A 23,991-nucleotide genomic window follows, 5' to 3' on the forward strand; every position below is an offset into this window, starting at 1 on the left:
TGACGGCTCGTCACCGTGCGGCGCCGGGGGAACGACCGCTCCCGGCGCCCCGGGCGGGCATGTCACCCATGACCCCCATGGAGAGCAGCCGTGACCGCACCTCCCGACGAAGTACTCGCCGTACGCGACCTGACCAAGCGCTTCCCCGGTGTACTGGCCCTGGACGGGGTGACGTTCACCCTCCGGGCCGGTGAGACACACGCCCTGGTCGGCGAGAACGGCGCGGGCAAGTCCACCCTGATCAAGGTCCTCACCGGCGTCTACCGCCCCGACGAGGGCGAGGTGCGCTACCGAGGCGAACCGGCCGCCTTCTCCACCCCGCTCGCCGCGCAGCACGCCGGGATCTCCACGATCTACCAGGAGGTCAACCTCATCCCCCTGATGAGCGTGGCCCGCAACCTCTGCCTCGGCCGCGAACCGCGCACCCGGCTCGGCCTGATCGACTTCGCCCGGATGCACCGCGAGGCCGCGGAGACGATGGCCGAGTACGGCGTCCACGTCGACGTCCGCCGCCCCTTGCGCGAACTCGGCGTCGGCGCCCAGCAGATGGTCGCGCTCGCCCGCGCCGTCTCCGTCGACGCCCGCGTGGTCGTCATGGACGAACCGACCTCCTCGCTCGAACCCCGCGAGGTGGAGACGCTGTTCGGCGTCATCCGGCGGCTGCGCGCCCAGGGCATCGCCGTGCTCTACGTCAGCCACCGCATGGACGAGCTGTACGCCGTCTGCGACACGGTCACCGTGCTGCGCGACGGCAAGCTGGTGCACACCGGACCGCTGGCCGAGACCGGCCGCCTCCAGCTCGTCTCCCTCATGCTCGGCCGCGAGACGGGCGAGGTCAGCGCGGAAGGCGTCACCAAGTTCGCCGGAAGCCACGACGCGGGCACCGAACTGGTGCTCAGGGCGGAGAACTTGACGAAGCATCACCTGCTGCACGACGTCTCGGTGGACATCCGCCCCGGCGAGGTCGTCGGGCTCGGCGGACTGCTCGGCTCGGGGCGTACCGAGACCGCCAAGGCCATCGCGGGCGCCCTCGCGCTCGCGGGCGGCCGGGTCACCGTGGCCGGACGCCCCGTGCGCACCGGCTCCACCGCCGCCGCGATCCGCGCCGGGATCAGCCTGCTGCCCGAGGACCGCAAGACCGAGGGGATCGTGCCCGGCCTGTCCGTCCGGGAGAACATCGCCCTGGCCGCGCTGCCCCGCATGTCCCGCTTCGGGCTGGTCTCCGAGGCGAGCGTGGACCGCGTGGTCGACACCTTCATGAAACGGCTGCGGATCAAGGCCGCGAGCCCGCACCAGAAGGTCGGCGAACTCTCCGGCGGCAACCAGCAGAAGGTCCTCCTCGCCCGCTGGCTCGCCATGCAGCCCAAGGTGCTGCTCCTGGACGAACCCACCCGGGGCATCGACGTCGGCGCCAAGGCCGAGGTGCAGAAACTCATCGACGAACTGGCCGAGGACGGCCTCGGCGTCCTGCTCATCTCCTCCGACGTGGAGGAACTGGTCGAGGGCTCCGACCGCGTGGTCGTCCTCCGGGACGGCGCCGTCGTCGGCGAGCTGACCGGCGACGACGTGAGCGAGGACCAGCTGATGCGGGCCATCGCCGAGGCGGCCGAGGAGGAACCCCGCCATGACTGAACTCGCCCTCGACAGAAGGTCCTTGCCCGACCGGGCCGCAGTGGTCGGCTGGCTCCAGAACTACGGCGTCTATCTCGGCCTCGCCGTCCTGCTGCTGTTCAACGTGTTCTTCACCGACCACTTCGTCTCCGGCGAGAACTTCCGCACCCAGGCCGTCCAGGTCGCCCCCGTCCTGATCGTCGCGCTCGGCATGGCGCTGGCCATCGGCACCGAGGGCATCGACCTGTCGGTGGGCGCGGTGATGGCGCTGGCCACCTCCGTCACCTCCCTCTACCTCGGCTACGGCCCCTGGTTCGCGCTGCTCATCGCCATGGTCGGCGGCGCGGTCGTCGGACTCGCCAACGGCTCCCTCATCGCGTACGTCGGCGTGCAGCCCATCGTCGCCACCCTCGCGCTCATGGTCGGCGGACGCGGCATCGCGCTGGTGTTGCTGCCCCAGCTCAAGGACGTGCGCGACCCCACCATGGCCTCGCTCGGCGCGGGCAGCGTCCTCGGCATCCCCTACCTCGCGCTCATCGCGGCGGCCCTGGCCGTGGTCGTCGGCTTCGTCGTGCGCCGCACCGTCTTCGGCCGCCGGCTCCTCGCCGTCGGCGACAGCAGGCCCGCCGCCCAGCTCGCCGGGCTCCCGGTGCGCGGCGTGCTGATCGCCGTCTACATCTGCTCGGGCGTCCTCGCGGCCGTCGCCGGGTTCCTCGCCACGGCCCGCCTCCAGGCCAGCGACCCCAGCTCGCTCGGCAACCTCATGGAACTGTCCGCCATCACCGCCGTCGTGGTCGGCGGCACCCCGCTGACCGGCGGCCGGGTCAGGATCGGCGGCACGGTGGCCGGAGCCGTCCTCATCCAGCTCCTGACGGCCACGCTCATCAAACACGATCTGCCCACGTCCTGGACGCAGATCGCCCAGGCACTGGTCATCGTGCTCGCGGTGTACGCGGCACGGGAGAGGGGCAAGCGGTGACCAGCACCAAGGAACACCCCACGACCGCCCCGCAGGCGGCACCCCCCGAGGACACCGCCCGGCGCGGCGACCGCATCGCCGCCCTCGCCCAGCGGCACGGCGCCCTGGTGGCCCTCGTCGTCCTCGCCGCCGTCGCCTCCCTCTCCTTCGACTCCTTCGCCACCGGCGACAACCTCGGCAACATCGCGGTCAACTCCGCGTTCCTCGCCACCGTCGCGCTCGGCATGACCTTCGTCATCGTCAGCGGCGGCATCGACCTCTCGGTCGGCTCCGTCTTCGTCCTCGGCGGAGTCCTGGCCGCCTGGGGCTCGCAGTACGGCACGGTCGTCGCCCTGCTGCTGCCGCTCACCGTCTGCGCGGTGATCGGCCTGGTCAACGGCCTCCTCGTGGCCCGCACCGGCCTCGCCCCCTTCATCGTCACCCTCGCCTCGATGCTCGCCGCCCGCGGCATCATGCTCGCCATCACCGACGAGGGCGCCGACACCTACCTCGTCGCCAAGGGCTCGTTCTTCGCCACCCTCGGCCAGAGCAAGCTCCTCGGCGTGGCAACACCCGTATGGATCACGGCCGTTCTCTATCTGGCGGGCGCCGTCCTGCTGCGCCGCACCGCCTTCGGCCAGCGGGTCTACGCCATCGGCGGCAACGAACAGGCCGCCGCCCTCATGGGCGCCCCCGTCGCCCGCACCAAGATCGCCGTCTACACCCTCTCCGGCCTCCTCGCGGGCCTGGCCGGTGCGCTCAGCGCCGCCTACCTCGCCTCCGGCGTCACCATCCTCGGCTACGGCATGGAACTCGACGCCATCGCCGCCGTCGTCATCGGCGGCACCCTCCTCACCGGCGGCCTCGGCTACGTCAGCGGCTCCCTCGTCGGCGTCCTCCTGCTCAAGGTCATCCAGAACGTCATCAACCAGATCGGCTCCCTGGACTCGGCCTACCAGCAGGTCGCCAGCGGGGCGTTCCTCGTCCTGGTCGTCATCGCCCAGACATGGCTGGCGAGGCGGCGGCGGGTGGGGTGAGCACGACGCCTCATGGCGCTCGCGGTCACGGCTCACGGCGTGCACGGCGGCGGTTCAGCCCGCCGCCGTCAGCGCCTCCAGCGCGCTCGCCTGGGTACGCCAGTCCACCGGGTTCGGCGCCGTGCCCGCCCAGCGCGCGCCCAGCCGGTTCAGCGCGTCCCGGTCGGTGCCCCAGACCGAATCGGCCTGCCGGGTGAGATACGTGCGGTAGGCCGACGACCCGGTGGCGTCCGCGAGATCGGCGAGATGCCGTACGAACACGCCCTTGAACTGCTTCTGGTTGTCGTCGCACGACGCGGACCCGAGGTCACAGGACTCGGTCAGCACACCGTCACGCGTGAGCTGCGCGGAGGTCGTCCCCGCGTCGGCGAGGCGCCGGGCGGTGTCGAGATAGCGGCTCTGCCCGGTCGAACGCCACAGCTCGGTGAACGCCCCGATCGCCAGCCCCTGGTTGTAACTCCACACCGTCTGGCCGTTGTTGGCACACGACGAGTTGAGCCCGTCGTTCACCAGACCGGCTGAGTTGATCATTCCGCTGTTGAGGAACCAGTCGGCCGCCGTCGTCGCCCGCGCGCCCCACGTGGTGTCGCCGGACACCCGCTGGTGCAGCGCGGTCACCAGCCACAGATAGAGCCCGTTGGTCACCGCGTTCTTGTACGTGCGCTCCCGGTTCCACCACACCCCGCCGCCGCAGGTGTTCGTGTCCCAGTACTGCTGCACGTAGGTGGTGATGGTGACCGCCTCGTCCAGATACCGCTTCTCGTGCGTGTAGTCGTACGCGTCCACCCACGCCACCGCCCACCACGCCGCGTCGTCGATGGCACGGCTGATGAAGTGCCCCTCGATCGGGTCCGAACTACGGCCGCCCGCCGGGAAGACACCGTTGTTCTGCTCGAAGGTCCGGGCGATCACCCAGTCGTAGTCGTGCCGTCCGCTGGTGCGCGCGAAGTCGATCAGCGAGGTGAGCGCCACCGCCGAGTTCCACCAACTGCTCCGCCACCAGCCCTCGTTGACCTGGTACGACGCCACGAGCGCGTCCGCCGCCGCCCGCGTCCGGGTCGGCACCGGCCGCGCCCACGCCGTGCAGCTGCCGTCCTGGTGCGACGCCTCCCGGCCACAGGCCCGCACGGCACCGCCGTACAGCAGGCCGCGCGGATCGCGGGTGGCGAACATCTTGGTCCGTGCCGAACTCGCCCCGGACGCCACGGAGATGCGGCCCAGTGAAGAACCCTCCGGCCAGCTCGCTCCCTCGTCCCAGGAGCGGTCGAGCCAGATCTCGTCCCCCGCCCCGCCGTTCTCCACGACACCCCAGGCCGTGCCGTTGGCCTGGTCCATGTGGAGGCTGATCGTGCGGCCGTACAGCGTGGTCGCGGGCACGGGGCGCGTGTCGCCCGCCGCGGTCGCCGGGTCGCCGCCGTCACAGGCCGAGCCGTCGCACACCTGCGGCCGGAACCAGTCCGTGCAGGTCACCGCCCCGGCGTCCCCGCACGCCCGGACCCAGCCGCGCCGGTGTGCGACCGGGTCGGTCACGTTGTACATCAGCGTCCGCGTACCGGTCCACGAGCCGGGGACGCTCGCCTTGCCAAGCAGCCCGTCCCAGGTGGCACCCCGGTCCCAACTCCGGTCCAGCCAGACGGAATTCCCCTGCGTGCCCTGGTCGATACTGGCCCACGCCATGTCGTCCGCCTCGGACACGTGCAGCCGCAGCACCCGCCCGTTGATGTTCCGGTCACCCACGGGGAAGCTCTCCTGCCGCGCTTTCGACGGATCGAGCGTGTCGCAAGCCAGCGCACACACCGCCGTCGCCGCGACGGACGGCGTGGGGAGCGCCAGCAGTCCGCCCAACGCGAGGGCCAGTGCGAGGAGTCCACCGAGGAGGCGATGTCTGCGAGTCGGCATGGCGCGTCCGTCCTGTCGGTCGTCCGTTCGTCCAAGGGGCCGAGCAATCCGGGTGATCCGCAACTTTCCAACGTTGAACCACTCCGGTCATGTGCACGACAGCACCGCCGGGAAAGTCTGTCCAGCCTCAGGGCGCACTCGGCCGGAACGCGTCCCTACGCCGCGGTCGCCCGTGCCGGAGCGGACGCGACCAGCAGCACGGCGAACGCGAGAGGTGCGACCGCCTGGTACCCCACCCACACCTCACCCCCGGCGCCGCCACCCCGCCACGCCACCAGGAAGCCGACCAGAGCCGTCAGCACCCAGCCCGTGTCGTACGCGACCATGAGCCGCGTGTACGTGCGCATCGACCGGCTGCGGGTGCAGCCCAGCTCGACGCCGCCGCAGATCAGCAGAGCCGCGCCCGAGACGGTCAGCAGCCAGATCGGCGTGCCGAGCAATCGGCCCAGCGGGGCGGCGGCGGTGAGGCCGGCGGCGCCGAGCAGCACCTTGAAGGCGCCGTCGGCGAGGGCTCCGGCCGTTTGCCGGGTCACCCGCGGTGTCGCGATCTGGGTCATGAGCGTTCCCCCTTGAAGCTCGTCCCAACTGAGCTTGTCCGTAAAGAGATTACGGTAATAATCGAACTATGAGAATGACGAGGGCCGAAGCCAAGGAACGCAACCGCCGCGCCCTGCTGGACGCCGCGTTCGAGGTCGTCTCCCGGGACGGATACCGCGCCAGACTCGAGGAGATCGCGGAGCGCGCCGAGCTGACGACCGGCGCCGTGTACTCGCTGTTCGGGAGCAAGAACGGCCTGATCGTCGCGCTCGTAGCCGATCATCTGCGGCCGTACTACGAGGAGATCGAGCAGGCGGTACCGGCCGGACTGGACCTGCTCGAAGCGGTCGACGCCTTCGCCCGGCACTACCGGCGCGGTTGTGACGCCCCCGACGCGAGGGCCGGGCTGTCGCTCCAGATCACCTTGCTGGACATGGCCCTGCACGACCCGGAGCTGGGGGCCCGGCTCGCCGCGTCCGTCCGGGCGCAGGAGAGTCACCTGGTCGCGTTGTTCGCCGGACGGCCTTACAAGGGTGGCATTGTGACGTTATGTCAGGCGCGGCGTCTGACCACCGCACTCCGGGCCCTGTTCGTCGGCCTCGGCCAAGGCGTCACCCTCGGCCTCGCACCCGACGCGGACGAGCAGTACTTCGCCGACACCGCCCGCGCGCTGGTGTCCGGCCTCTCCCTTGTCGAGCGCGACGCGGACGCCCCGTGAACCCCGTTGCCAAAGAGGCCAGTTCCACCTGTGGACACCGCAAGGGCTCCGTGTTCTCATGCCTGAGGACCCGCTTTACAACGTTGTAGCAACGCCGGTCGGACCGGTAGTCCAGTGCACTCGTCGTCTCCGTACGTCCACCGCGCTCGCGAGAGCGCCGTTGCCCCCATGGAGCGTGCCGTGCGACCACCCCTGTCCCGTTCACCCCGCGGACGGCTCACCCGGATCGCCCTCGTCTGCGCGACGGCGGCGCTCGGGCTGACCTGCGCCGATCCGGCCTCCGCGAGCCAGAGCGCCAAGCCCGTCCGCAAGGCCACCGTGGCTGTCCAGAACGCCAGATTCCAGGTGCTGTCCCCGACGCTGATCCGCACCGAGTACGCGGGGGACAACCGCTTCGAGGACAGCGCGACGTTCAACGCGATCGGCCGGGACGGTTTCACGCCGCCCGCGTACAGCTCGTCCGTCAAGGACGGCGTCCTGACCCTCACCACCAGCGCCCTGACCCTGCGCTACGAGATCGGTTCCGGGCCCTTCTCCGCCGACAACCTGACCGTGCGGCTGAAGGCGGGCCAGGACCAGGTGCTCGCCGCGCCCTGGCAGCATCCGGACTGCGCGGTCGGCGCGCTGTGCGAGGCCGAGGACCAGCTCCACGACGGACCCGGACTGGCCGTCGACCACGCCGGGTTCACCGGCAAGGGCTTCCTCGCGGGCTTCGAGGTGACCAACAACTCCCTGACCACCGACGTGCGTTCGGAGAAGTCCGGCACCTACGACTACGCCGTCCGCTACGCCGACGGCACCGGCTCCGACGGACGCCACGAGACCCGTACCCTCAGCCTCAGCGTGGACGGGGGAGCGGACCGGATCTTCAGCCTCCCCGCGACCGCCGACTGGAACGCCTGGGGTGTGGCCCGTATCCCGCTCACGCTCGGCGCGGGCCACCACACCGTACGGCTGCACCGCGCCGCCACCGACTCCGGCGCCGTCAACATCGACAGCGCGGCCCTGGTCGACTCCGGCGCCGACTACCCCGGCAAAGCCCAAGCAGCCCTGTCCGGCTGCCACTTCGGTACCAGTTGCGAGGCCGAGGACACCCTGCTCGCGGGCTCCGCCGTGCTCGCCACTGACCACCAGGGCTACTCCGGCGACGGTTTCGCCGCCGAGCTGAACAAGGACGCCCGGCTCACCGCCCACGTCACGGACGTGCCCGCCGACGGCACCTACCTCCTCCACCTGCGCTACGCCAACGGCACCGGCGGCGACGGCCTGCACCAGGCCCGCGAGGTGCGCATCGGCACGGGCACCGGCGGCACCGACGCCACCCTCACCCTCCCGGCGACCGACACCTGGGACACCTGGAAGTCGGCTTCCGTACCGGTGCAGTTGAAGGCGGGGACCAACGACATCACGCTCAACTGCCCCGACACCACGAGCTGTCACGTCAACGCGGACACCCTCGCGGTGACCGCCCGCACGGACCCCGCCCCGCAGCCGCACCTCGCCCTCGGCGGCTACCGGCGCAGCCTCGACGGACTCGACGGCGACCGCGACCCCAACACCCGCACCACACCGGGCCTGTTGCACCGCGACGGCTGGTATCTGCTCGACGACACCGCCTCCGCGACGTACGACATGCGCACCGAGAAGGCCGTTCCGCGCCCCTCCCACGGCGCCGGTCCCTACCAGGACGGTTACCTCTTCGGGTACGGCCACGACTACAAGCAGGGCCTCACCGACCTCGCCACCCTGACCGGACCACCGCGGCTGCTGCCCCGCTGGGCCTACGGCGTCTGGTACTCGGAGTACATCGACCGCACGGCCGACGACTACGAGAAGACCATCCTGCCCGCGTTCCGCAAGGCGGGCGTCCCCCTGGACGTGCTGGTCACCGACACCGACTTCAAGTCGCCCAACACCTGGAGCGGCTGGAACTTCGATACGGCCAAGTACCCCGATCCGAAGGGCTTCTTCGACTGGTCGACCGCCGAGGGCCTGCACAACACGCTCAACGTGCACCCGAGCATCCTGGAGTCCGACCCGCAGTACGCGAAGGCGATGGCGACCGCCAAGAACAAGCTGGCCAAGGGCGGTTGTGCGTCCAGCGCGGGCTCGGCGTGCCGTACGTTCGACTTCGGCGACCCGGACCAGCTCACGGCGTACCTCGATCTGCACCGCCCCTTCGACCGGGCCGGGAACGACTTCTGGTGGCTCGACTGGTGCTGCGACGCCTCCCGCTCCTCGCAGCCCGGCGTCACCCCGGACGCCTGGATCAACCAGAAGTACGCCGACCTGACCGCCGAGACCAGTGAGCGCGGCTTCGTCCTCTCGCGGGCCTACGGCTCCCTCCAAGCGGGCGGCTACAGCGGCGGCGTCGGCCTGCCCACCGGCCCCTGGGCCGACAAGCGCAGCACGCTCCACTTCACCGGCGACACCTCCTCCACCTGGGGCACCCTGCGCGCCGAGGTCGGCTACACCCCCGGCGAGTCCGTCGCCACCGGCATGGCAGCCGTCAGCCACGACATCGGCGGCCACAACGACGGCCACGGCATCCCCGGCGCCGAGACCTACACCACCGACGACGGCCAGAGCCACCGCACCACCAAACTCCCCGACGACCTGTACGCCCGCTGGGTGCAGTTCGGCACCTTCCAGCCCGTCGACCGCCTGCACAGCAACCACAGCGACCGGCTCCCCTGGCAGTACGGCGACGCGGCCCGCGACTCCGCGAGCACGTTCCTCAACCTGCGCGAATCCCTCGTCCCGTACACGTACACGCTGGCCCAGCAGGCGAACACCACCGGCGTCCCGATCACCCGGCCGCTCTACCTGGACTATCCCGAGGAGGAGAACGCCTACGGCAAGGCGGGCAGCGGCGAATACCTCTACGGCCCCGACATGCTCGTCGCGCCGGTCACCACCCCCGGCACCAGCACCACCACCTCCGTGTGGTTCCCGCCCGGCCGGTGGACCGACTACTTCACCGGCCGCACCTACAGCGCGGGCACCGGCGGCGCCACGTACGACGTGACGACCACCCTCGCCACCATGCCGGTCTTCGTCCGCGCGGGCGGCATCGTCACCACCCGGGCCGCGTACGTGGACCACGACGCACAGACCCCGCTCGACAAGGCCGCCGTCACGGTCGCGACCGGCGCGCCGGGCTCCTTCACCCTCTACGAGGACGACGGGGTGAGCGCCCCCTCGCGCCACCGCGCGGCCACCACCCGCATCCACTACACCGAGCACGCCGGGCGCCACACCCTCCGCATCGGCCCGGCCAAGGGCTCCTTCCACGGGCAGGTGGCCCGCCGCTCCTGGACGGTCACCTTCCAGGGCGCGGACCACGCGCCCACCAGCATCACGGCGGCCGGTACCCGCCTCGCCCCCTCGGCCTGGCACTGGGACGCCGGCACCAAGTCCCTCCAGGTCACCCTGCCGGCCACCACGATCCGCACGCCGGTGACCGTCGAGTACCGGTAGCGGAGGCGGACACCTGGGCCGCGGCTAGACTCCGTCCGACGTCACACCACCCGAAGGGAGTCCGGTGACCGAGGACCGGGACGGCATCGTCGTCCACTGGCGGCCCATGTGCCCGTACTGCATGCGACTCCGGCTGCGGCTGCGCCTCTCCAAGCTGCCGTACACCGAGGTCAACATCTGGCGCGACCCGGACGCGGCCGCGTACGTGCGCTCGGTCGCGGACGGCAACGAGACCGTCCCGACCGTGTCCGTGGCGGGCCACGCCCTGGTCAACCCGTCCCTGGCGGAGATCGAGCGGGCGGTCGAGACGTACGCTCCGCATCTGCTGCCGGGTGGGCGCTGACGCTTGGGCCGTGTGGCTCAACTCCCTTGTTAACGACCTTAGTTGACGCGCTCCGCAGCCGCTGCCCGCTCGCCCGACCCGCGCGCGATCAGCCGCGTCGGCACCGTGACCGTACGGACCCGGCTGCGGTCGCCGTCCAGCCGGGACAGCGCCGTCACGGCGGCCGTGCGGCCTATCTCCTCCGGGTTCTGGGCGACCACCGTGAGGGCCGGTTCGAGGGCGTCCGCGAGGGCGATGTCGTCGAAGGCCACCACGGCCACGTCCTTGCGCCGGTCGCGGGCGAGCCGGGCGACGACACCGACGGCGACGATGTTGTTCCCGGCGAACAGCGCCGTCGGCGGATCGGGCAGCGCGAGCAGCCGCGCGGTCGCCTCGCCCGCACCCCGCTGGTCGTGGGCGCTCGCCACAAGGAGACGGTCGTCGGGCAGGCCGCCCTCCCGCAGCGCCTCGCGGTACCCGGCGAGCCGTTCGCGACGCGTGTAGAGCTTGGTCGGCAGGTCACCGACGAACCCGATCCGGCGATGCCCGTGTGCGATCAGATGGGCCACCCCGGACCGCGCCCCCGCCCGGTTGGAGCTGACCACGCTGTCCGTGACGAGCCCCGCGCCCGGCCGGTCCACGAAGACCACCGGCAGCCCCGCCGCGCGATGCGGCTTGAGATGGGCGTGGTCCGCGCCCACGGACGGCACCACCATGAGGATGCTGACCCGGCGGGCCAGGAACTTGTCCGTCAGCGCCCGCTCGCGGCCCGCGTCGTCCGCCGAGGAACCCATCAGCAGGGTCAGCCCCCGCTCGCGGACGCTGTCCTCGATGCTCCCGGCCACCGCGCCGAAGAAGGGGTTGCCCAGATCGGGCACGACGAGCCCGATGGTGGTGTCGGGCCCGCCGACGCGGATGTTGCGGGCCATCAGGTTCGGCTGGAAGCCGAGCCGGGCCACGGCGGCGAGCACCCGCTCCCTGGTCCCCGCCGAGGCGGGCCCGTCCTCGTTGAGGACACGGGAGACCGTCTTGGCGCTGACACCGACCTCGCGTGCGACGTCGGCCAGGGTGGGGCGGCGCTTCGCTGCCATGGGGCACACGTCTCCTGTGCTCGTCGGCTCCGGCCGCGGCCTCGGCCGGAGACGCGTGAGTGCTGACACGCCAGGCCGGCGTCGGCGTCGGCCCGCGGTGTCGGACGGCGTCCCGACCCCGGATGCCGGAGGGGTCGCCGCCCGGGTGTCAGGGGGTCTCGACCCCGGCGGCCTTCACGGCCTCGGAGTCGGCGACGACAGTATCCCCGCTCTCGTCCACGGTGAGCGCACCGGTCATGATCGCGACCACCTCCGCCATCGAGTAGTCCGACGGCTTGATCACCGCCGCCCGCTTCCCGAGCCGGTGCACATGAATACGGTCCGCGATCTCGAAGACGTGCGGCATGTTGTGGCTGATCAGGACGACGGGCAGCCCCCGCTCCTTCACCCGCCGGATCAGATCGAGCACCTGCCCGGACTCCTTCACACCGAGCGCGGCGGTCGGCTCGTCCATCACCACGACACTGCGCGCCCAGGCGACCGACCGCGCCACCGCCACGGCCTGCCGCTGCCCGCCGGACAGCGTCTCGACGGCCTGGGTGAGCGAGCGCAGCCCGATCTTCAGATCGGCCATGTGCCCGGCCGCCTCCTGCCGCATCCGCTTCTTGTCCAGCATCCGGAAGACACTGCCGAGCACCCCCGGACGCCGCAGCTCACGGCCGAGGAACATGTTCGACGCGATGTCCATCGACGCGGCGACCGCCAGATCCTGATGCACCGTCTCGATCCCGTGCGCCCGCGCGCTCTGCGGCCCCGAGAACCGGATCGGCTCCCCGTTGAGCCGGATCTCACCCGCGTCCGGCACCAGCGCCCCGGTCAGCGCCTTGATCAGACTGGTCTTGCCCGCCCCGTTGTCCCCGATGACGGCCAGGACCTCACCGGGCAGCAGATCGAAATCGGCCCCGTCGATCGCGGTGACCTGCCCGTACCGCTTGACCAGACCGCGCGCCTGGAGGATGGGGGTGGGGGAGTCGGCGGCGCTCATCGGGCCTTCTTCCGGGAGAACTGGTCGACGGTCACCGCGAGGATCACCAGGATTCCGGTGATCAGCGTCTGGTAGATGGACGCCACGCCCATCAGCTGGAGCCCGTTGCGGAAGACACCGACGATCAGGACACCGATGAAGGTGCCCAGCACCGAACCGCGCCCGCCGAACAGACTCGTCCCGCCGATGACCACGGCGGTGATGGAGTCCAGGTTGTCGGTCTGGCCCGCCTGCGGATCGCCCACCCCGGTACGGGAGATGAGCAGCAGCGCGGCCACGCCGTACAGCAGCCCGGCGACGGTGTACACACCGATCGTCAGCCGCGAGGTGCGCACCCCGTTCAGCCGGGCCGCCTCCACGCTGTTGCCCAGCGCGTACACATGACGGCCCCAGCCGGTGCTGCTGAGCGCGTAGGCGAACAGCAGGAACAGGGCGATGGTCACCAGCGAGCCGTAGGTGATGTCGGTGTGCCCGAGCGGGAAGGTCTGCCCGAGTCCGGTCAGCATGCCGGGCAGTTGGGTGACCGTCTGCTCCTTCGAGTAGATGTGGGTCAGCGCGAACGCCACATTGAGCATGCCCAGCGTCACGATGAACGGCGGCAGCGGGATCTTCTCCGTCAACACCCCGTTCAGCAGCCCGAATCCGGCGCAGACCAGCAGCCCGAGCCCGATCGCGAGCAGGGGCGGCAGCGTGCCCTCGGCGGCCATCCTGGCCATCATGATGCTGCCGAACGCCATCACCGCGCCGCACGACAGGTCGATACCGGCGGTGAGGATGATCAGGGTCTGCCCGATGGCGAGCGTCCCCACGACCATGACCTGCTGCACGATCAGCGAGAAGTTCCCGCCGGTCAGGAACTGGTCGGTGGAGAGGGAGAAGAAGACGCAGGCGATCAGGAGTGCGGCCAGCGGGCCGGTGGTCGGCGCCGTGAGCAGTCGGCGCGCCGTACCGGGCGCCGAGAGATCGGCGTACGGCGTGGTCGTGGCTGTCATGCGGAGTCCTTGTCGAAGGGGCCGTGCGGGAGGACTTCGGGGAGCTGTGTGCCTCGTCGCCGGGGCCGTCGGCGAAGTGCCGTGGCGAGGGCGGGCGTTGAGGGAGTAAGGGGCGGCCGTCCCTCAGGGGAGTAGGGACGGTCGCCCCGGTCGGTGGCGTACGGCCACGGGGCGGATCAGCCCCAGCAGTTGTCCAGGCCGTACGCGGTGTCCTTCGACGTGACCCCCGACTGCGGCTTGTCGGTGATCAGGTTGACGCCGGTGTCGGTGTAACCGGACGCCTTCTTGCCGCCCTTGGCGTACGAGACCACGGCCTTGACGCCCTGGGCCGCCATCTTCAGCGGGTACTGCTGCGCGGTGGCCGCGATCTGCCCGCTCTTGACGGCCTTGGTGCCGGTGCAGCCGCCGTCGACGGAGACGATCAGGACGTCCTTCTCGCGGCCCTTGGCCTTCAGCGCGGTGTAAGCACCCAGCGCCGCAGGTTCGTTGATGGTGTAGACGAGGTTGATGCCCGGTTCCTTCTGGAGGCAGTTCTCCATCGCGGTCTGCCCCTTGGCCTGGTCGCCCGCGGTGTCCTGCGAGCAGACCACCGACGGGTCCTTGGCGCCGACACCGAAGCCCTTGAGGAAGCCGTCGTGCCGCTGGACGCCGACCGAGACACCGGGCGCGAGGTCGAGCGTGGCGATCTTCGCCTTCTTGCCCTTCAGCGCGGCCTTGGCGTACTCGCCGATCAGCTCACCGGCCTTGAGGTTGTCCGTCGCGAACAGCGCGTCGACCGCGCTCTGCGGCTCGGTCGGGGTGTCCAGCGCGATGACCAGGACCCCCTTGGCCTGGGCCTTCTGGATCGCGGGCACGATCGCCTTGGAATCGCTCGGCGTGATCAGGATGCCCTTCACCCCGGAGGCCACCATGTTCTCGATGGCGGTGACCTGCCCGGCGTTGTCCCCGTCGAACTTTCCGGCAGCGGTGAGCAGTTGGGCGTGGTTCTGCTTGGCGGACCGCTCCGCGCCCTCCTTCATCTTCACGAAGAACGGGTTGGTGTCGGTCTTGGTGATCAGCCCCACCTTGACCTCGCCCGAGCCGGAGCCCGCGGACCCCGAACCCGAACCGGAGCCGGAACCGCAGGCGGTGAGGGTGAGCGCCGCGACACCCAGACACGCGGCGGCTCTGAGGACGGTCGAACGCTGGCGGGTGATGCGAGACATGAACGACTCCTGCGGGATTGCGAGCGGCGCGGCCGGCATCGGTGCATGCCGTCCCGAGGTGTCATCGTTGACTTATGTCATCGTTGACACGGCATGGCGAGGATGATGGACGCCCTCTCCCGGCAACGTCAATGGCTTGTACTTGTCACAAATCGGCAACGCACGACTTCGCCGTCACGCCCGGCGAATCCGCCCCGCGTGCCTCAAGAACCCGTCCCCGCCGAACCGTTGACGCCCTCGGACCGGTGACGCATCATCGGTGCACCTGCCGTCCGTCCCCGGCGACGATCTACGCCCACCGTTTCGACGCGGCCAACACGAGACGACCGGTGTGATCGGATGGCCAGGTCATTGACGGCTGACCGTACGGGTCACGCCCGTGACGATCGTCGTCGCCAGGATCCAGCCAGTGATGATCAGGACGTACGACAGCCACTGGTACCAGCCCTGCGGCGCGAACGCCGACTCCTGGCCGAAGTCGATGACCGGCAGGAGCAGGTCGAGGGTGTAGAAGACCGGGTTGAAGTCCGGCGCCTCGCCCGCCTTGACCGGGCGAGGATGATGCAGGCCGTACGCGATCGACCCCACGGCCATGACGGACAGCAGCCAGACGGCCGCGCGCAACGGGCGGAAGCCGTAGCCGACGGTGGCGTCCTGGACGTACCCCCACAGCCGCCCGTACCAGACGAGCGTGGCGCGTCGGCGGCGCAGTTTGGCGAGTTGCACGAGCCGGGCCGCGTCGTCGTCACCGACATGGCGGTACGCCGCCATCAACTGCTCGTAGGAGTGGGGTTCGTACGGCCCCTCGTCGTGCTCCAGCATCGGGAGACGGCGCTCGGCGGGCTGGTGCGGGGCGAGGACCGTGTACCGGAGGTTGCTGAGCAGCACCCGCTCGGGCAGCATCTCCGGTTCGAGGGTCAGGATCTCGATGTGGGAGCGCCGCAGATTCAGGGCGCCCTCGATGCGGTGACTGCCGCGTATCCACAGCTCGCCGATGACGCAACTGCTCGCGCGCAGAGCCGTGTCACCCGGATGCGACAGGCGGGCGTGGTGCAGATCGAGCTGGCCCGATATGCGTGCGCCCCGTAACTCGACGCGCCCTCGGGCGCGGAGGCATCGCGCCCGTACGTGTGTCCCCGCAGTGAGGTTCTGCATGTCCAGCGCGACACCGTCCGGGTTGTCGAACTCGGCGTCCTGAAAGTTGATCCGCCCGGCGACGGAGGCTCCGGTGAGTCGTACCTGTCCCCGCGCGCGCAGCTCAGGCGCCGACAAGTCGTCCCCGATCTCCGCCTGGTTGAGCATCAGCACCGGCTCGGAGCCGTCCGCCGTCGTGAACTCCGCCCGCTCCATGAACAGCGCCGCTGAGATCTGCGCCCCACCGAGCCGAACCAGCCCGCTCATGTGGCAGTCCGTCAGGCGGAGCACCCCGTCGACCCGCAAAGTTCCGGCGTTCAGGCCCGGCAGAACGGAGTTCCTGAGATCGAGCTGGCGCAGATGGGCACCGTAGAGATCGGGAGCGTTGTCGAACCGGCAGTGGCTCAGTCGGATGGCGGCGTCGATCGAGGCGTGCTTCAGGTTCAGGGCTCCGGTGATCCGCGCCCCGGTGATTCTCAGCGCGGCGATCTCGCCCTCTTCCTGCGGAGCCCTGAGCAACAGCGCCCGCAGCACACTCGCCCGTACGGTCCGCTCGGCGGCGTACGTACCGTCGGGTGCCGCCTCCTCGTCCTCGGCGCGGAAATCCACGGACTCGCCTCGCGGAAAGGCCTGCCACACACGCGTCTCGGCCGGCGTCAGCTCAATGGTCTCGCTCACGCCGGGACTCTGACGGGCCGTTCCGGAGCTGTCAACTGCGTTGAGCTGCGCTCCACTTGTAGATGCGTCGGCTCCGCGTCACGCCTGCGGCTGCCAGGCTGCCACCAGGTCCAGGAGGCCCGGGAAGCGGGAGTTGAGATCGTCGACGCGCACATGGCTGCGCCGTTCCAGCCCGTACTGCCGCTGCCGCGTGACGCCCGCCTCGCGCAGGGCCTTGAAGTGGTGCGTGAGTGACGACTTGGGCCGGTCGAGGCCGAACCACCCGCAGGAGTGGTCGAACTGCTCGGATTCCAGCAGGAGTTTGCGCACGATCGTGAGCCGCAGCGGATCGCTGAGCGCGGCGAGCACGGTCTCCAGGCGCAGCTCCTCCACCGCGGGCTCGGGCAACGGCTCGGGCAGGCCGGGGGGCTCTGGCAGCGGGGGAGTGGCCGGGGTTCCTGCGGCGACGGACATGCACGGCTCCTCGTGACGCGACGCGACCGGGCTTCCTCGATCGGGCCGGACTCCTTGTACGAGTTCCATCGTACTACGTGTTAAGTTCGACTCGACTCGTACAACGGATGTCGGGAGGACCAGCCATGCCCGGACAGCGAACGTCGCAGGTCAGCGCGGTTACGATGGGAAAGGGCGAGAGGGGCGCGGCCCCGCTGTGGTGGGTGTGGCTCGCCGCGTGGCCGGTCACGGCCGTCTTCGTCCTCTCGAACGCGGCGACCCCGCTCTACGTGCTCTGGCAGCACGACATCGGCTTCTCCAAGGGCACGCTGACCGTGGTCTTCGCGTGCTACATCGTCGGACTGCTCGGCTCGCTCCTGGTGTGCGGCGTCGTCTCCGACCGGATCGGCCGTAAACCCGTCCTGCTCCCCGCCCTGGTGCTCGCTCTGGCCGCGTGCCTGATCTTCGCCACCGCGACGAGCGTCGCCGCACTGATCGTGGCCCGGCTGTTCACCGGCATCGCGGTGGGCGCCGTCGTCTCGGCCGGAATGGCCGCCGTGAGCGACGTCGCCGGACCCGCCCGCAAACGGGCCGGTGCTCTGCTCGCCTCCTGCGCGATGGTCTTCGGTGCCGGTCTCGGCCCGCTCCTGGCCGGAGTCCTCTCCGAGACCCTGCCCGCGCCGACGGTGACCGTCTTCGCCGTGGAGGCCGCCCTCCTGGTCACAGCGGTGCTCGCCGTACTGCGCATGCCGCTGGCCCGCCCCATGTCCCCCACCCGGGGTGCCTGGCTCCGCGTACCCGCCGTACCGACCGGCAGCGGGCGCCAACTCGCCCGGGGCATCGCCGTGTTCGCCCCCGGCATCACCGCCACCTCGTTCGTGCTCTCGCTCGGCCCCTCACTCCTGTCCGGCCTGCTCGACACCACCAGCCGCGTCGTCGCGGGCGCCCTGGCCTTCGTCATGTTCCTCGCCGCGACGGGGGTGCAGTTCGCGGTGCGGCGCCTGGACCGGCGCACGGTACTGCTGGCGGGCGCCGCGGCCACCGCGCTGGCCATGACGGCGCTGATCACGGCTGTCGCCACGGCCTCGGTCGTCGCCTTCGTCCTCGCGGCGCTCCTCGCGGGCGCGGGCCAGGGCATGGGCCAACTCGGCGGCCTCTCCCTGCTCAACTCCGCCGTGCCCCCGGCTCGCCTGGCCGAGGCCAACGCCGCGTTGAACGTGGGCGGTTACCTCATGGCGGGCATCCTCCCGGTCCTTGCCGGTTATCTGAGCGACGGGGTCGGCCTGACCACGGGGGTGACGGTGTTCGGCGCGGCGCTGCTCGGACTGGCGGTCGTGGGCGGCGGGGTGGTGATCGCGGGCGGACGTCCGGCGAAGAGGCCCGCCGACTGACCTACCGCTGAACGGGGCTGGTCGCCCTCGCGACGCGTCGGGGCGGTGCTGGACCTTCTTGAGGTGACGCGCGCCGGACACCGACCCATGAACCCCTGCTGACACACCGTAGATCAATGTGCGAAGCTGCCGGTCACACGGGGGAGGGACGTGGTGGTGCGGCGGGATCACACGGAGGACGACCGAAGACGGCACGGCGCCATCGGCCCCGCGCAAGCGGCGTCGGCGGTGCTCGTAGTGGCCGGAGTGGCCCTGGCAGCGCTGCTGCTGCACACGGACACGGGCCTGTTGACCAAGGGCCGGGGGCCGCTGGGCGGCAACCCCGTCCTCGTGGTCGTCCTCGCCCTGCTGACACCCTTCGGTGCGTTGGCCCTGCGCGGGACGTACCAGGAGCGGGTCGGCGCCGGGGAACTCGACCCGGTGGAAGAGCGGATGGCGGACGGCGTCAGCCGCATCCTGCTGGCCGCGGCGCCGGTCGTCCCGCTGCTGGTGCTGCTCCTGCACCGGTTCGGGACGTCCGGCAGCGACCACGAGTCCGGCAACGGTCCGTTGCCGACTCCCCACCCGGGGCAGGACCTGAAGTCCAGCCTGCCGCCACCCGCACACCATGCCGGACACGCCGACCACAGCACCGACTTCGGGTTGACGCGCGTCCTGCTCGGTCTCGTCATCGCCCTGCTCGTCGTGGTCGTCGTGATCGCCGGGCTGCGCCTGTGGCGGCATCTCACCCGGCCGTCGGCCCCCGAGACCCCGGCGACGTACGCGACACTCGACGACGAGCGGCAACGCCTCGCCCAGGCCGTCGACTCCGGGCGCCGCGCCCTGGTGGACGGAACCGACGCCCGCGCGGCCGTCATCGCGTGTTACGCCGCCATGGAGCAGTCGCTCGCCGACTCCGGCGTCACCCGGCGCGCCTCGGACAGCCCCCAGGACCTGCTGGAACGGGCCGTCACAGGGGGCCTGCCCACCGGAACGGCCGCCGCCACGCTCACCGCCCTGTTCCGCGAGGCCCGTTACTCCACGCACCCCATGGACGACAGCCGACGCGACCGGGCCGCCGCCGCACTCGCCGAGATCGCCGACGGCCTGGGCTCGCGGACGCCCCGTCCCGACGTGACGGGCACCTCGTGAAGGCGCCCGCCCGGATACGGGCCATCGTCAACTCCGTTCAGGGAAAGCCCGGTTCGGTGCGCCACTCCCTCGCCGTACTCGGCACCGCCGCGCTCGGGACCGAAGTACTGCTCGCCCTGGCCGACGGCGTCACCGCGGCCGTGAGCGGCCTCGCCCTCATCACCGTGATCGCGCTGGGCCTGGGCCGCTACGCCGCAGGCGCCGCCGCCCAGGACGGCGGCCGTCGCAAGCCGGTGCGCCTGCTGGACCGCCACGCCCCGGCGCTCGGCTCGTGGCAGCGCATCGTGGCCAAGACCCTCGCGGACGACGGCGAAGCGCACCCCGACACTGTCATACGGCCGCAGTTGCAGCGGCTGTTCGCCGCCCGGCTGGCCGAACGGCACGGCGTGGCCATGTACCGGAACCCGCAGCGGGCCCGGGCCCTGGTCGGCGCCGAGCTGTGGCCGTGGATCGATCCCGAGGCGGCGACCGCTCCGCAGCCCACCCTCCCCGAGCCCGTCCTGCGCTCCCTGCTCGACCGCCTGGAAGCCCTGTGACGCCTGCCGAAGCCCGGTGGCCGCAGGAAGCTCTCCGGCCGGTGGCGCCACGGCCGCCCCACACGGCCCGCGCATCGCCGATCCCCGGAGCCCGCCACCCGGACCCGCAGCCCACGCACCCCGATCCCGCCCCGTGAGGAACCCATCGTGACCAGCCTCCACCCCACCCCCGATCACGCACTCCTGACCCCCGGCCAGGCGGGCGAAAGGGCCGCGGCCGTCCTGGCCGAGATCCGCACCGCCGTGGTCGGCAAAGCGGAACCGCTGGAGCTGGTGATGCTCGGCATCCTCGCCGGCGGCCACGTCCTCATCGAGGACCTGCCGGGACTGGGCAAGACACTGCTGGCACGCTCCTTCGCCACCGCGCTCGGCCTGGACTTCCGCCGTATCCAGTTCACCCCCGACCTGCTGCCCTCCGACGTCACCGGAGCCCCGTTCTACGACCAGCGGACCGCCGACATGGTCTTCCGGCCCGGCCCGGTCTTCACCCATCTGCTGCTCGCCGACGAGATCAACCGCACCCCGCCCAAGACCCAGGCCGCGCTCCTTGAGGCGATGGCCGAGGCCCAGGTGTCCATCGACGGAAGCACCCGGCCGCTGCCGGACCCCTTCGTGGTCGTCGCCACCGCCAACCCCATCGAGTACGAGGGCACGTACACCCTGCCCGAGGCCCAGCTCGACCGGTTCCTGCTGCGGGTCCGGATGGGCTACCTGGAGGCGTCCGAGGAGGCGGGCATGCTGCGCGCGCGGGTCGACCGGGCGGCGCCCGAGGCCGTACTGCGCACGCTCAGCGGCCCGGGCGAGGTCCTGGCCATGCGGGCCGCCGTCGAACAGGTCGAGGTGGACGACGACCTGCTGGAGTACGTCGTCGCACTGGTCCGCGCCACCCGGGACCACCCGCACCTCCAGGTCGGCGCCTCTCCGCGCGGCGGCCTGGCCCTGGTGCAGCTCGCCCGCGCCCGTGCCGTCCTGGACCTGCGGGACTACGTGACCCCGGAGGACGTCAAGTCCGTGGCGGTACCCGGCCTCGCGCACCGCGTCACCCTCAAGCCGGAGCTGTGGGTCCGGCAGATCGACGGCGACGACGTGATGCGCGAGATCGTGCAGTCCGTGCCCGCCCCGCAGACCGTGCCGCGCACACCGATCGCGTCATGACGGCCCGCGCGGCGTCCCGCAGAGCGACCGTCGCCGTCCAACGGGCCCTGGACGGCCGCCACGACGTGACCGCCGAGCCCCCACCGCCACCCCCGCCCGGCTGGCGTGCGGGTGAACGTGCCCTGCGACTGGGCACGTTGGGCGCCGTCGCGCTGGCCGCCGCACTGATCACCGGGCGCCCGTGGGTACTTGCGCTCGCCACCGCGCCCCTGGTGCTGCTGGCCCTCGCCCTGCCGAGCGGGCCGCGCCCCGGGACGGTGACGGCCGAGGCCGAGGCGGAGCCACGGCGCTGCTTCGAGGGCGAGCAGGTGACGGTCCGGATCACGGTGTCCTACGACGGTGAGCCCGGCCGCCTGGACCCCGGCGTCACCCTCGGCCACGGGGTCCGGCTCGACCACCTCGCGGTCGGCCCGCACCGCGTCGATCTCGTCCTGACCGCCCAGCGCTGGGGCCGCTGGACGCTCGGCACGGTCGACGTCGACCTCTACGACCGAGGCGGGCTGGCCCGGCGCTCCGTCCGGGTCGGACTCGGCGAGATCGCCGTCTTCCCGCTCCCCGGACACGCCAGCCTCACCCCCATCCCGGTCCGGCTGCCGCAACGGCTGGGCGAGCACACCGCCGCGCAGCGCGGCGAGGGCGTCGAGGTCACCGGCGTACACCCGCATGTACGCGGCGAACGGCAGCGGCGCATCCACTGGCCCGCCACCACCCGGCGCGGCACCCTCCAGGTCCACCAGTTCGCCGCCGAGCGCACCGCCGACACCGTGGTACTGCTGGACGTGCTCGCCGACGTGGTCGACCCGGTCACCGGCACGTCCTCGCTCGACGAGACCTTCCGGGCCGCGGCCGGGCTCGTCCGCGCCTACCTGCGCACCCATGACCGGGTCGGCGTCGTGGCGGTCGGCGGCGCGACCCGCTGGCTCCGACCGGGCAGCGGCCAGGGCTCCTTCTACCGCATCGTCGAGAGCGTGCTGGAGGTCCGCAAGGACCGCGCGTACCGTACGGAAGGACTCAGCCCGCTCCCACCGCCCGCGTTGCCCGAAGGAGCGCTGGTGTACGTCATCACACCGCTGACCGACCAGCGGATCTTCGGCATCCTGCAGCAAGTGCGGGGCCGGGCCAACCCGATGGTCGTCGTCGAGATCCCCGTCGGCGAGCCGGTCCTGGAACCCGGCGACACCGAGGCCGAACTCGCGCTGCGGCTGTGGCGGGCCGACCGCGACGCCATGCGCTTCGCCCTGGTGGAACGCGGCATCGCCGTCGTCACCCACCGGCCCGGCGCAACCCTCGACGTCGCCCTCGCGCCCCTGCTGCGCACCCGCATCCACGGGGGAACCCGATGACCACCGCCCCCGCCCGGACCGACAGCCGAGCCACCCTGCTCCTCACACGCCTCACCTCCCGCCTCACCGACCGCCTGCTTGGAACGGCCCTCGTCGTCGCGGCCTGCGACCCACCGGCCGTCCTGCACGCGCCACTGCTGATCAAGGTGCTGGTCCTGGGCGCGGCGGCGGTCGCGTGGTGGGCCGCTCCGATGGTCGACGCGCGTCCCGTCCTGACCTCCATGCACTGGCGGGCCATCGCGGCCCGCCGCAGAACGACCGTGCTGCCCGCCGCGTCGATCGCGCTCGCCGCCGTCACCGGCCCGGCGGTCTGGCTGACCGCCTGCGTCGCCGCCCTGCTGCTCGCCTACCTGCTCGTCACCGACGCGTGGACGGCCGGAGCCACCGCCCCGCCCGGCCGCCCGCAGGCAACCCCCGCATTGGCGGCTGCCGCCGCGACCTCGGTGGTACTGCTCGCCGCCGAGGCGCCGGTCGCGGCCACCTCATGGGCACGTCTGCCCGCCTCCCTCGCCGTCGCCGCGACCGTGGTGTGCCTGGTACTGGCGCTGCGCAGCCGCTGTACGCCACGCGCGCCCAGGGATCCTGGTCGATCCCGCATAGGGTCGTCGCCATGACGCTGCGACCCGTGCAGGTGAACATCAAGGCGGTCGACGCCCCGGCCCTCGGCCGCTTCTGGGCCGAGGCGCTGGGCTGGACCGCTCACCACCCCGGCGTCACGACGTACGTCGGGCCCGGCGGCACCCTCGTCTGGCCGGACCCGGTGGCCCTGGGCATCGACATCGTCCCCGTCCCGGAACGGAAGACCGCGACGAAGAACCGGCTGCACCTGGACCTCGCCACCACCTCCGCGGCCCACCAGACGGAGCTGGTCGCGCGTCTCCAGGACATCGGTGCGACACCCGTCGACGTCGGTCAGGGCGACGTCCCGTGGACGGTCCTCGCCGACCCCGAGGGCAACGAGTTCTGTGTACTGGAACCCCGGGAGGTCTACCGGAACACCGGCCCTGTCGCCGCGGTCGTGGTCGACTGCGCGGACCCCCGGGCCATGGCCCGGTTCTGGGGCGAGGCGACGGACTGGACCCCGCACGAAGTGACCGACGACCAGGCGGCGTTGCGCTCCGCCGAGGGCGGTGGCCCGTACCTCGAATTCCTCCGCACCCCCGGCGCGAAGACCGTACCGGACCGCATCCACCTCGACCTGCTGCCGTACCCCGGTGACGACAAGGCGGCGGAAGCGGCCCGGCTCCGGGCCCTCGGCGCCACCGACCTCGATGTCGGCCAGGGCGACGCCCCGTGGACGTGCCTGGCCGACCCGGACGGGCACGAGTTCTGCGTGCTGGCACTGCCCTGAACCAC

General features: G+C 71.6%; 21 protein-coding genes. 13 read left to right on the plus strand and 8 right to left on the minus strand.

Annotation, left to right across the window (positions count from 1 at the left end):
* Window positions 1–90: 90 nt before the first annotated feature.
* Genes B079_RS0126480 through B079_RS0126490 form a run of 3 tightly spaced genes read left to right on the plus strand, consistent with a single transcriptional unit; the run spans window position 91 to window position 3,606 of the window.
* The gene (locus tag B079_RS0126480; RefSeq protein ID WP_018548879.1) at window positions 91–1,632 is read left to right on the plus strand and encodes a sugar ABC transporter ATP-binding protein; all 1,542 of its coding nucleotides are present in this window, start codon (window positions 91–93) and stop codon (window positions 1,630–1,632) included.
* The gene (locus B079_RS0126485) at window positions 1,625–2,590 is read left to right on the plus strand and encodes an ABC transporter permease (protein ID WP_026249105.1); all 966 of its coding nucleotides are present in this window, start codon (window positions 1,625–1,627) and stop codon (window positions 2,588–2,590) included. Before B079_RS0126480 ends, B079_RS0126485 begins: the two co-directional genes overlap by 8 nt.
* On the plus strand, window positions 2,587–3,606 hold the full coding sequence (locus tag B079_RS0126490; RefSeq protein ID WP_018548881.1) for an ABC transporter permease subunit: 1,020 nt from the start codon (window positions 2,587–2,589) through the stop codon (window positions 3,604–3,606). Before B079_RS0126485 ends, B079_RS0126490 begins: the two co-directional genes overlap by 4 nt.
* A gap of 54 nt (window positions 3,607–3,660) precedes the next feature.
* Here the strand turns inward: B079_RS0126490 and B079_RS0126495 are convergent, their stop codons facing one another.
* Both B079_RS0126495 and B079_RS0126500 read right to left on the minus strand, forming a co-directional pair.
* Complete coding sequence (locus tag B079_RS0126495) at window positions 3,661–5,505, minus strand: glycoside hydrolase family 76 protein (RefSeq protein WP_026249106.1); 1,845 nt, start codon at window positions 5,503–5,505, stop codon at window positions 3,661–3,663.
* A 155-nt stretch (window positions 5,506–5,660) separates the two neighbouring features.
* The gene (locus B079_RS0126500) at window positions 5,661–6,062 is read right to left on the minus strand and encodes a hypothetical protein (RefSeq protein WP_018548883.1); all 402 of its coding nucleotides are present in this window, start codon (window positions 6,060–6,062) and stop codon (window positions 5,661–5,663) included.
* Between the two features lie 74 nt (window positions 6,063–6,136).
* Here B079_RS0126500 and B079_RS0126505 point away from each other — a divergent pair, with 74 nt between their 5' ends.
* From B079_RS0126505 to B079_RS0126515, 3 genes are all read left to right on the plus strand, one after another.
* On the plus strand, window positions 6,137–6,760 hold the full coding sequence (locus B079_RS0126505; protein WP_018548884.1) for a TetR/AcrR family transcriptional regulator: 624 nt from the start codon (window positions 6,137–6,139) through the stop codon (window positions 6,758–6,760).
* Window positions 6,761–6,940: 180 nt separating this feature from the next.
* Entirely contained in the window at window positions 6,941–10,240 is a 3,300-nt protein-coding gene (locus B079_RS0126510) for a TIM-barrel domain-containing protein (protein ID WP_018548885.1), read from the plus strand.
* Between the two features lie 64 nt (window positions 10,241–10,304).
* Complete coding sequence (locus tag B079_RS0126515; RefSeq protein WP_018548886.1) at window positions 10,305–10,583, plus strand: glutaredoxin domain-containing protein; 279 nt, start codon at window positions 10,305–10,307, stop codon at window positions 10,581–10,583.
* Between the two features lie 38 nt (window positions 10,584–10,621).
* Here B079_RS0126515 and B079_RS0126520 read toward each other — a convergent pair whose 3' ends face one another.
* The 6 genes from B079_RS0126520 to B079_RS0126545 form a co-directional block, all read right to left on the minus strand.
* Window positions 10,622–11,653, minus strand: coding sequence for a LacI family DNA-binding transcriptional regulator (locus tag B079_RS0126520; RefSeq protein WP_018548887.1), 1,032 nt, complete (start codon window positions 11,651–11,653; stop codon window positions 10,622–10,624).
* Between the two features lie 148 nt (window positions 11,654–11,801).
* Window positions 11,802–12,638, minus strand: a complete 837-nt coding sequence (locus B079_RS0126525) for an ATP-binding cassette domain-containing protein (protein WP_018548888.1) — start codon at window positions 12,636–12,638, stop codon at window positions 11,802–11,804.
* On the minus strand, window positions 12,635–13,630 hold the full coding sequence (locus B079_RS0126530) for an ABC transporter permease (protein WP_018548889.1): 996 nt from the start codon (window positions 13,628–13,630) through the stop codon (window positions 12,635–12,637). Before B079_RS0126530 ends, B079_RS0126525 begins: the two co-directional genes overlap by 4 nt.
* A gap of 176 nt (window positions 13,631–13,806) precedes the next feature.
* Complete coding sequence (locus tag B079_RS0126535; RefSeq protein ID WP_018548890.1) at window positions 13,807–14,835, minus strand: sugar ABC transporter substrate-binding protein; 1,029 nt, start codon at window positions 14,833–14,835, stop codon at window positions 13,807–13,809.
* Between the two features lie 348 nt (window positions 14,836–15,183).
* Entirely contained in the window at window positions 15,184–16,647 is a 1,464-nt protein-coding gene (locus tag B079_RS0126540; RefSeq protein WP_018548891.1) for a hypothetical protein, read from the minus strand.
* 78 nt (window positions 16,648–16,725) lie between these two features.
* Window positions 16,726–17,100, minus strand: coding sequence for an ArsR/SmtB family transcription factor (locus tag B079_RS0126545; RefSeq protein WP_018548892.1), 375 nt, complete (start codon window positions 17,098–17,100; stop codon window positions 16,726–16,728).
* Between the two features lie 164 nt (window positions 17,101–17,264).
* Here B079_RS0126545 and B079_RS0126550 point away from each other — a divergent pair, with 164 nt between their 5' ends.
* The 7 genes from B079_RS0126550 to B079_RS0126580 all read left to right on the plus strand — a co-directional run bounded on the left by B079_RS0126550 (window position 17,265) and on the right by B079_RS0126580 (window position 23,986).
* Complete coding sequence (locus B079_RS0126550; protein WP_018548893.1) at window positions 17,265–18,470, plus strand: MFS transporter; 1,206 nt, start codon at window positions 17,265–17,267, stop codon at window positions 18,468–18,470.
* 156 nt (window positions 18,471–18,626) lie between these two features.
* Complete coding sequence (locus B079_RS0126555) at window positions 18,627–19,601, plus strand: DUF4129 domain-containing protein (RefSeq protein ID WP_106432394.1); 975 nt, start codon at window positions 18,627–18,629, stop codon at window positions 19,599–19,601.
* Window positions 19,598–20,137, plus strand: coding sequence for a hypothetical protein (locus B079_RS0126560; RefSeq protein ID WP_018548895.1), 540 nt, complete (start codon window positions 19,598–19,600; stop codon window positions 20,135–20,137). Before B079_RS0126555 ends, B079_RS0126560 begins: the two co-directional genes overlap by 4 nt.
* Window positions 20,138–20,284: 147 nt before the next feature.
* A complete protein-coding gene (locus B079_RS0126565; RefSeq protein WP_018548896.1) occupies window positions 20,285–21,292 on the plus strand; it encodes an AAA family ATPase in 1,008 nt (335 codons plus the stop codon).
* Window positions 21,289–22,635 carry a DUF58 domain-containing protein gene (locus B079_RS0126570; protein ID WP_018548897.1) on the plus strand — a complete coding sequence of 449 codons (1,347 nt, stop codon included), beginning with the start codon at window positions 21,289–21,291 and terminating at the stop codon, window positions 22,633–22,635. Before B079_RS0126565 ends, B079_RS0126570 begins: the two co-directional genes overlap by 4 nt.
* Window positions 22,632–23,249 carry a hypothetical protein gene (locus B079_RS0126575; protein ID WP_018548898.1) on the plus strand — a complete coding sequence of 206 codons (618 nt, stop codon included), beginning with the start codon at window positions 22,632–22,634 and terminating at the stop codon, window positions 23,247–23,249. Before B079_RS0126570 ends, B079_RS0126575 begins: the two co-directional genes overlap by 4 nt.
* The gene (locus tag B079_RS0126580; protein WP_018548899.1) at window positions 23,246–23,986 is read left to right on the plus strand and encodes a VOC family protein; all 741 of its coding nucleotides are present in this window, start codon (window positions 23,246–23,248) and stop codon (window positions 23,984–23,986) included. The genes B079_RS0126575 and B079_RS0126580 overlap by 4 nt, the downstream gene beginning before the upstream one ends.
* Window positions 23,987–23,991: the final 5 nt, after the last annotated feature.

Source organism: Streptomyces sp. LaPpAH-108 (assembly GCF_000373625.1).
Lineage (GTDB): Bacteria > Actinomycetota > Actinomycetes > Streptomycetales > Streptomycetaceae > Streptomyces.

What these genes read in the sequence shown, in the direction of transcription:
- B079_RS0126485 (WP_026249105.1), top strand. Translation starts at nt 1,625, where the DNA reads ATGACTGAACTCGCCCTCGACAGAAGGTCCTTGCCCGACCGGGCCGCA.
- B079_RS0126495 (WP_026249106.1), bottom strand. Translation starts at nt 5,505, where the DNA reads ATGCCGACTCGCAGACATCGCCTCCTCGGTGGACTCCTCGCACTGGCC.
- B079_RS0126500 (WP_018548883.1), bottom strand. Translation starts at nt 6,062, where the DNA reads ATGACCCAGATCGCGACACCGCGGGTGACCCGGCAAACGGCCGGAGCC.
- B079_RS0126505 (WP_018548884.1), top strand. Translation starts at nt 6,137, where the DNA reads ATGACGAGGGCCGAAGCCAAGGAACGCAACCGCCGCGCCCTGCTGGAC.
- B079_RS0126520 (WP_018548887.1), bottom strand. Translation starts at nt 11,653, where the DNA reads ATGGCAGCGAAGCGCCGCCCCACCCTGGCCGACGTCGCACGCGAGGTC.
- B079_RS0126525 (WP_018548888.1), bottom strand. Translation starts at nt 12,638, where the DNA reads ATGAGCGCCGCCGACTCCCCCACCCCCATCCTCCAGGCGCGCGGTCTG.
- B079_RS0126530 (WP_018548889.1), bottom strand. Translation starts at nt 13,630, where the DNA reads ATGACAGCCACGACCACGCCGTACGCCGATCTCTCGGCGCCCGGTACG.
- B079_RS0126535 (WP_018548890.1), bottom strand. Translation starts at nt 14,835, where the DNA reads ATGTCTCGCATCACCCGCCAGCGTTCGACCGTCCTCAGAGCCGCCGCG.
- B079_RS0126545 (WP_018548892.1), bottom strand. Translation starts at nt 17,100, where the DNA reads ATGTCCGTCGCCGCAGGAACCCCGGCCACTCCCCCGCTGCCAGAGCCC.
- B079_RS0126550 (WP_018548893.1), top strand. Translation starts at nt 17,265, where the DNA reads ATGGGAAAGGGCGAGAGGGGCGCGGCCCCGCTGTGGTGGGTGTGGCTC.
- B079_RS0126570 (WP_018548897.1), top strand. Translation starts at nt 21,289, where the DNA reads ATGACGGCCCGCGCGGCGTCCCGCAGAGCGACCGTCGCCGTCCAACGG.
- B079_RS0126575 (WP_018548898.1), top strand. Translation starts at nt 22,632, where the DNA reads ATGACCACCGCCCCCGCCCGGACCGACAGCCGAGCCACCCTGCTCCTC.
- B079_RS0126580 (WP_018548899.1), top strand. Translation starts at nt 23,246, where the DNA reads ATGACGCTGCGACCCGTGCAGGTGAACATCAAGGCGGTCGACGCCCCG.